Origin of the sequence: Pseudomonas sp. BIGb0558, assembly GCF_024807515.1 — a bacterium.
In the GTDB taxonomy this organism is placed as follows: Bacteria; Pseudomonadota; Gammaproteobacteria; order Pseudomonadales; family Pseudomonadaceae; genus Aquipseudomonas; species Aquipseudomonas yamanorum_A.
On the sequence record NZ_JANUEW010000081.1, the window covers coordinates 1 to 6,708 of the forward strand.

Genomic DNA, 6,708 nt, shown 5'->3' on the forward strand with positions numbered 1-6,708 from the left:
GGGCAGAGCGTTTTGGTTACTTTGCCGCTTTTGCAAAGTGACTCGCTGTAAGAGCGAAACCATAAGCCGCCGTTACCTAAATAACGGATATGTACTCACCTCAAAACCGCGCGAAACGTCAGACCCAATGATGAATCGGCCACCCAGCCTTCTCAGCATGCGCCCGCAACACCGGGTCCGGGTTCACCACCTGCGGGTTCGCAACCTTCAGCAACAGTGGCAAATCATTGCGCGAATCCGAGTAGAAGTACGCGCCTTCAAGGTGCTCACCTTCCTGCTCCAGCCATTCCATCAGGCGAGTGATCTTGCCTTCGCGGTACGTCAATACACCGGTGGTCTTGCCGCTGTACACCCCATGGGCGACGTCCAGCTCGATCCCCAGCACTTCATCAATGCCGATACGCGCCGCAATCGGCTTGACCAGGTGCGTGCCCGACGCCGAGATCACCAAAATCCGGTCACCATTCTTGCGGTGCTGTGCAATGGTGCGGGTGGCTTCGCTGTAGATCAGCGGCTCGATAACGTCTTCCACCCAAGGCTCGACAAGGTGCTCGATCTCTTCCGGCGTGCGGCCGATCATCGGCTCCAGGCTGAAGTCCATGAAGTCTTCCATGGCCAGCTCCCCACGGCTATAGGCCGCCATCAGTTCGTCGTTCCTGCGCATGAACGACTCGCCATCCACCCAGCCCAGGCGGCCCATCTGCTCGCTCCACAGGGTGGCGCAGTCGCCGTGGATCAGGGTGTCGTCCAGATCAAAAATTACCAAAGCCATCTGTCACGCTCTCTCAAATAAATCGTGCGTCAGGCTACTTCACACAACGCACTTGGGTCGATGGAAAGTGCCAATCGCTGGCCATCCGGGTGCAGATCGTCCGCCGAGCGATTAAGCACATCCACAACCAATTCCACCCCGCGCGCTTCGATGCGGTAGCGAATCACGTTGCCCAGCAGGCTGTGGCTGCGCACCAACGCATCCAGCTCGCCGCTGCGGCTGAGCTCGATGGCTTCCGGGCGAATGGCGATGCGCCCGGTGATCGGGCGCTGCAACAGTTTGCTGGCCTTGTCGGCGTCCAGCAGGTTGTAGTTGCCAATGAAGCCTGCGGCGAACACATCCACCGGCGCGGTGTAGAGGGTCTCGGCATCGCCGCTCTGCACGATCTTGCCCTGGTTCATCAGGAAGATCCGATCGGACATGGTCAGGGCTTCTTCCTGGTCATGGGTCACGAAGATGGTGGTCAAGCCCAGCTCACGCTGGATCTGGCGAATCTGTTCGCGCAGGTGTTTGCGAATCCGTGCATCGAGGGCCGACAAAGGCTCATCCAGCAACAGCAGGCGCGGGCGGGTGACCAGGGAGCGGGCGAGGGCCACGCGCTGGCACTGGCCGCCGGACATCTGGTGCGGGTAACGCCCGGCAAGTTCTTTCAACTCCACCAGTTGCAGCACTTCCTGTACGCGCTTGTGGCTGTCGTCGGCATTGACCTTCTGCATGCGCAGGCCGAAGGCGACGTTCTGTTCCACGGTCATGTTGGGGAACAGCGCGTAGCTCTGGAACACCATGCCGATATGCCGTTTCTGCGGGCTGAGCGGGACGATGTCCTGGCCATCCAGCAGGATTTTCCCGCTGTCTACCGAGGTCAGGCCGGCGATGCAGCGCAGCAGGGTGGACTTGCCGCAGCCGGACGGGCCGAGCAGGGTGACGAATTCACCCTTGGCGATTTCGCAGTTGATGTCGCTGAAGACCGGCGTGCCGGCGTAGCCTTTTTGCAGGTGTTGGACGCTGACGAAGCTCATTGGCTTTTGTCCTTGTTCAAGATGTTGGCGGCCCAGGTCAGCACCAGCACAAAGAAGAAATAGGAGATCACCAGGGCACTGGTGAAGTGGCCGCTGCTGTTACGCATATTGTTGAGGTACACCTGCAGGGTCTCGTAGCGGGTGCCCACCAGGATGTTGGCGAACACGAACTCGCCGAACAGGAACGAGAACGACAGCAGCAACGCCACCATCAGGCCCTTGCGCAGGTTGGGCAGCACCACCAGGAATGCGGCCTGGAAGGTGCTGGCGCCGAGCAGTTGGGCAGCGTCCATCAGGTCCCGCAGGTTGATCGCTTGCAGGTTGTTGGTGATCGCCCGGTACATGAATGGCAACGCCACGGTGAAGTAGCAACCGATCAGGATCCACGGCGTACCCACCATCGCAAACGGCCCCGACCCGTAGAGCTGCAACAGCCCCACCGACGACACCACCGGCGGCACCGCGAAGGGCAGCAGGATCAGGATGTTCATCAGCGCATCGAGTTTGGGGAAGTGGTAATGCACCACAAACAGCAGCGGCAGGATCAGCACCACCGACAAAATCAACGCACCCACGCACACCAGCAATGACTGGCCAAAGGCATTCAGGAAGCGCGGGTCACTCCACAGCTGGATGTACCACTTGAAGGTAAAGCCGGAAGGCAGGATGGTCGCCGACCAACTGCTGGCGATGGAGTAGACCAGGGTGCCGAGCAAAGGCAGTACCAGGATCGCAAACAACAGGTACACCACTACCCGGTGGTAGAGGGCGGCCGAGCCAGGTTCAGCGCGAGACATGGTAGCTCCTCTTGAGCAGCAGTTGATGGACCACGGTCACCACGGTCATCAGCGCCACCAGTACCACGGCCAGGGCGCTGGCCATGTTCGGGTCCAGGGAAATATCGCCGGAGACCATCGCCGCGATGCGGATCGGCAGCACGTTGAAGTTGCCGGTGGTCAGCGCGTACACCGTGGCGTAGGCGCCGAGGGCGTTGGCCAGCAGGATCACGAACGTGCCCAGCAGCGCCGGGGTCAGCACCGGCAAGCCGATATGCCGCCAGTACTGCCAGCCATCCGCGCCGAGCAATGAAGCCGACTCGCGCCAGTCTTCGCGCAGCGCGTCAAACGCCGGGTAGAGCAGCAGCACGCCAAGGGGAATCTGGAAGTAGGTATAAAGGATGATCAACCCGGTCTTGGAGTACAGGTTGAAGTCCTGAATGATCCCGGCCTGCTTGAGCATGATGGTAATGCTGCCGTTGAACCCCAGCAGGATGATGAAGGCGAAGGCCAGGGGCACGCCGGCAAAGTTGCTGGTCATGTTGGCGAAGGCGGTCACGAAGTTGCGTAGCGGGCCGTCAACCCGGCGCAGCGAGTAACTGCCCAGCACGGCGATGATGATCCCGAACACGCTGGAGTAGAAACTGATCTCCAGGCTGTACTGGATCGCCTGCATATAGAACTTCGAACTGAAGATCTTGCTGAAGTTGGCCAGGCCCCAGCCGAACTCTTCCGACTGAACGCTGCTGATCATCACCCACACCAGCGGAGCGATCTCGAACACGATAAAAAAAATGGCGAAAGGCACCAGGCACAAGGCAGCCAGCCATTTGCCGCGGATCACGGAATTCACTTCAACAGCTCCCGGCATACAGGTTTGTCGTGGGGCACACCCAGCAGCTCGCAGACGGTGCCGCACAGCTCGGTTTGTTTGGGCGTGGCGTGGGCATCGAGGCTGAAAGCGTTGCCCAGCACAAACAGCGGCACTTCCCGTTCTTCCGGCAGCAGGCCGTTGTGGGAGCGGTCGTTGTTCATGCCGTGGTCGGCGGTCACCAGCACCTGATAGCCGGCGTCGAGCCAGCCTTGCAGGTAGTCAGCAAGGATGATGTCGGCCGAACGTGCGCTGTTGCGGTATTGCGGGGTGTCGAGGCCGTGCTTGTGGCCGGCATCGTCGATGTTCATCGGGTGCACCACCAGGAAATTCGGCGCGTGTTTGAGGCGCAGGCTTTCGGCGTCGGCAAACAGGTGTGAGTCCGGGTAATGGTCACTCCAGTAGAAATGCCCGTGCTGGATCGCCAGCGCCGGGTCATTGGTATGACGGTCACGGGCGGCGATGAAAGGGCTGCGGTTATACAACTCGCTGACCCAGTGATAAGCCGCCGCCGCTGTGGATAAACCGGCGTCGGTGGCGTAATGGAAAATGCTGCGCTGGTTGGACAGGCGCGAGACGTTGTTGTGGACGATGCCGCTCTGAATCGGCGGGACGCCGGTGAGGATGCATTCGTACAGGGGCCGGGACAGGGCCGGCAGTTCACATTCCAGTTTGTAGAGTGCTGCGCGTCCTGCGCCGACATAGGCCTGCAAGTGCCCCATGGCGTGTCGGGCAACCTCGTAATTCAGGCCGTCGAGCACGACAAGGATGACGTTGTGCTTCATAGGGGCTGGGGCTCCGCAACAAATAGGCTTGACTCGGTTTTTCGGTTGGAACACGGCTCAAGTGTGGGAGCTGGCTTGCCTGCGATAGCGGTGTGTCAGTCGACAACAATGCTGAATGTCATACCGCTATCGCAGGCAAGCCAGCTCCTACACTGGCCGCGTTCTTACTGCATATTGATGATGACTTCTTCCTGCCACTTCTGCGGCAGTGCCTTGGAGGTCTTCTCCCAAGCGTCGGCATCTTTGATCGGCGTTACTTTCTTGTACTGTTCGTTAGGCAGCAGTTTGGCCTGCACGTCAGCTGGCAAGGTCAGGTGTTCGGCACGAATCGGCCGCGCATTGCCGCGCGCCAGGTTGGTCTGGCCGGCGTCGCTGAAGATGTATTCGCGGGTCAGCTTGGCGGCGTTCGGGTGCTTGGCGTATTTGTTGATGATGGTGGTGTAGCCGGAAATCACCGAGCCGTCCGACGGGATCAGCACCACGTAGTCATCCGGGTTGGCCATCTTGGCTTTGTAGCTCAGGCCGTTGAAGTCCCAGACCACGCCCACTTCCACTTCGCCTTTTTCCATGGTGGCGATGGTTGGGTTGGCCAGCGACAGGCGGCCTTGCTTGGCGATGTCGGCGAACATCAGCAGCGCAGGCTGGATGTTCTTCTCGTCGCCACCGTTGGCCAGTGCTGCGGCGAGTACACCGTTGGCAGCCTGGGCGGCGGTGCTCACGTCACCGATGGAGACCTTGTACTTGCCGGTCTTCAGGTCAGCCCAGCTTTTCGGGGCTTCGGAGCCGTGCAGCAGCTTTTTGTTGACGATAAACGCGATGGTGCCGGTGTAGGCCAGTGCCCAGTTACCGTCTTTGTCTTTCGCCCAATCCGGGACTTGTGCCCAGGTGGTCGGTTTGTACGGCTGGGTCACGCCCTGTTTGACCGCGATCGGGCCGAAGGCGGCACCGACGTCGCCGATGTCGGCGCTGGCGTTGTCTTTTTCCGCCGCAAACTTGGCCACTTCCTGGGCCGAGCTCATGTCGGTGTCGATGTGCTTGAGGCCGTAGGTCTTGGCCAGGTCGTCCCAGGTGCCTTTCCAGTTGGCCCAGTCATCGGGCATGCCGACGCTGTTGACGGCGCCTTCCGCTTTCGCGGCGGCTTCAAGGGTTTTCAAATCGGTATCAGCAGCCATGGCGGCGGTGCACATGGCAATGGTCGAGCCTAACAGTGATGCCAGGAAAAGCTGTTTCATCCGAAGCTCCTTTGGGCGTTTTCAACGCTGCGTTTTTATCGACGTTTGCGGTGGTGTTGGTCTAGGTCAGCAATACACGAGCCAATTTAGGCGTGGCGGATGACAGTTTCATGTCGATGTCGTTTTTTGTTGGCCTGGACGGGGGATCGCCGGGTAAGCGTAGACCATGCCCAACTCCCCGGAAGCCTTGGACTTGGCCGATGTATTGCAGGTCTTGTGGCAGGACGTCGCGGGGCGCTGTCATCTGTCGGTCATGTGCAATGCCTAGGCTTGCACGCAATAGCAGAGGCGCGTTTAGAGGGCGTTTTGTGCACCTGAATAGTGCTGGTCTAGTCCAGATAGGTAACGTTGATGCGTGATGAGGCAACCAAAGCGGTGACAACCATTGGCCTGGCGCTGCAAGAGCAGATCGACCATGGGTTGTTGGCGCCTGCCAGTAAGCTGCCGGCCGAGCGCAAGCTCAGCGAGTTGTTTGGTACCACCCGGATCACGGTGCGGGAAGCCTTGTTACAACTTGAGGCCCAAGGGCAGATTTATCGTGAGGAGCGGCGCGGGTGGTTTGTGTCGCCGCCCAGGCTTGCCTACAACCTGATGCAGCGTAGTCATTTTCACGCGATGGTGAGTGCGCAGGGGCGGGTGCCGTCCACCGAGGTGATTTCGGCGCGGTTGCAGCCGGCTTCGGCGGCGGTGTGTGCGTGGTTGCAGTTGCCGGCGTTGTCCAGTGTGATCCAGATCTGCCGGGGGCGCAGGATTGATGGGCGGTTGGTGTTGTATGTGGAGCACTATCTGAACCCGCAGTATTTTCCGGGGATTCTGGAGTGTGATTTGAATCAGTCGATTACGGAGTTGTATGCGCGGGTGTATGACTTGCATTACGGGCGGGTGCGGTTTGAGATTGTGCCCACGTCGTTGCAGGTGGAGGCGGCGGCGGCTTTACGGGTGTCGGTGGGGAGCCCGGGGTTGCGGATTGCTCGGGTTAACTACGATCAGCATGAGCGGTTGATTGATTGTGATCTGGAGTTTTGGCGGCATGATGCGATTCATGTTGGGGTGGATGTGGTTTGACGCTTTTACGGTTTGACCGTGTACATATCCGTTGCTGCGGTAACGGCTGCTTATGGTTCCGCTCTTACAGCGGGTCACTTTTGGCAAACGCCCTGTACGGACCGGACACATGGTTGACGGGTGTACGGGGACATGGTGGACACTTTTCGGCGAGCCAATTTCGCCGGAAATCCATCATGCCCTGGGAC

7 protein-coding genes are annotated in these 6,708 nt (G+C 59.7%); 1 reads left to right on the forward strand and 6 read right to left on the reverse strand.

The window, feature by feature from the left end:
* Positions 1 to 118: 118 nt before the first annotated feature.
* From M2400_RS33210 to M2400_RS33235, 6 genes are all read right to left on the reverse strand, one after another.
* Positions 119 to 772 (reverse strand): HAD family phosphatase, encoded by a 654-nt coding sequence (locus M2400_RS33210; RefSeq protein ID WP_177047838.1) that lies wholly within the window; start codon positions 770 to 772, stop codon positions 119 to 121.
* A gap of 29 nt (positions 773 to 801) precedes the next feature.
* Positions 802 to 1,791, reverse strand: a complete 990-nt coding sequence (locus M2400_RS33215; RefSeq protein ID WP_003219745.1) for an ABC transporter ATP-binding protein — start codon at positions 1,789 to 1,791, stop codon at positions 802 to 804.
* Positions 1,788 to 2,588, reverse strand: coding sequence for an ABC transporter permease (locus tag M2400_RS33220; RefSeq protein ID WP_003219747.1), 801 nt, complete (start codon positions 2,586 to 2,588; stop codon positions 1,788 to 1,790). Before M2400_RS33220 ends, M2400_RS33215 begins: the two co-directional genes overlap by 4 nt.
* Entirely contained in the window at positions 2,575 to 3,420 is an 846-nt protein-coding gene (locus M2400_RS33225; RefSeq protein ID WP_003219748.1) for an ABC transporter permease subunit, read from the reverse strand. The genes M2400_RS33220 and M2400_RS33225 overlap by 14 nt, the downstream gene beginning before the upstream one ends.
* Positions 3,417 to 4,223, reverse strand: coding sequence for an alkaline phosphatase family protein (locus tag M2400_RS33230; protein WP_177047839.1), 807 nt, complete (start codon positions 4,221 to 4,223; stop codon positions 3,417 to 3,419). The genes M2400_RS33225 and M2400_RS33230 overlap by 4 nt, the downstream gene beginning before the upstream one ends.
* Positions 4,224 to 4,387: 164 nt before the next feature.
* Positions 4,388 to 5,455: an ABC transporter substrate-binding protein gene (locus tag M2400_RS33235; protein WP_003219752.1), complete on the reverse strand. Its 1,068-nt coding sequence runs from the start codon at positions 5,453 to 5,455 to the stop codon at positions 4,388 to 4,390.
* Positions 5,456 to 5,806: 351 nt separating this feature from the next.
* Here M2400_RS33235 and M2400_RS33240 point away from each other — a divergent pair, with 351 nt between their 5' ends.
* A complete protein-coding gene (locus M2400_RS33240) occupies positions 5,807 to 6,520 on the forward strand; it encodes a UTRA domain-containing protein (protein ID WP_010166446.1) in 714 nt (237 codons plus the stop codon).
* Positions 6,521 to 6,708: the final 188 nt, after the last annotated feature.

Bases quoted from the DNA above. Each gene is read 5' to 3' on its own strand.
- M2400_RS33210 (WP_177047838.1), bottom strand. From the start codon at position 772: ATGGCTTTGGTAATTTTTGATCTGGACGACACCCTGATCCACGGCGAC.
- M2400_RS33215 (WP_003219745.1), bottom strand. From the start codon at position 1,791: ATGAGCTTCGTCAGCGTCCAACACCTGCAAAAAGGCTACGCCGGCACG.
- M2400_RS33220 (WP_003219747.1), bottom strand. From the start codon at position 2,588: ATGTCTCGCGCTGAACCTGGCTCGGCCGCCCTCTACCACCGGGTAGTG.
- M2400_RS33230 (WP_177047839.1), bottom strand. From the start codon at position 4,223: ATGAAGCACAACGTCATCCTTGTCGTGCTCGACGGCCTGAATTACGAG.
- M2400_RS33235 (WP_003219752.1), bottom strand. From the start codon at position 5,455: ATGAAACAGCTTTTCCTGGCATCACTGTTAGGCTCGACCATTGCCATG.
- M2400_RS33240 (WP_010166446.1), top strand. From the start codon at position 5,807: ATGCGTGATGAGGCAACCAAAGCGGTGACAACCATTGGCCTGGCGCTG.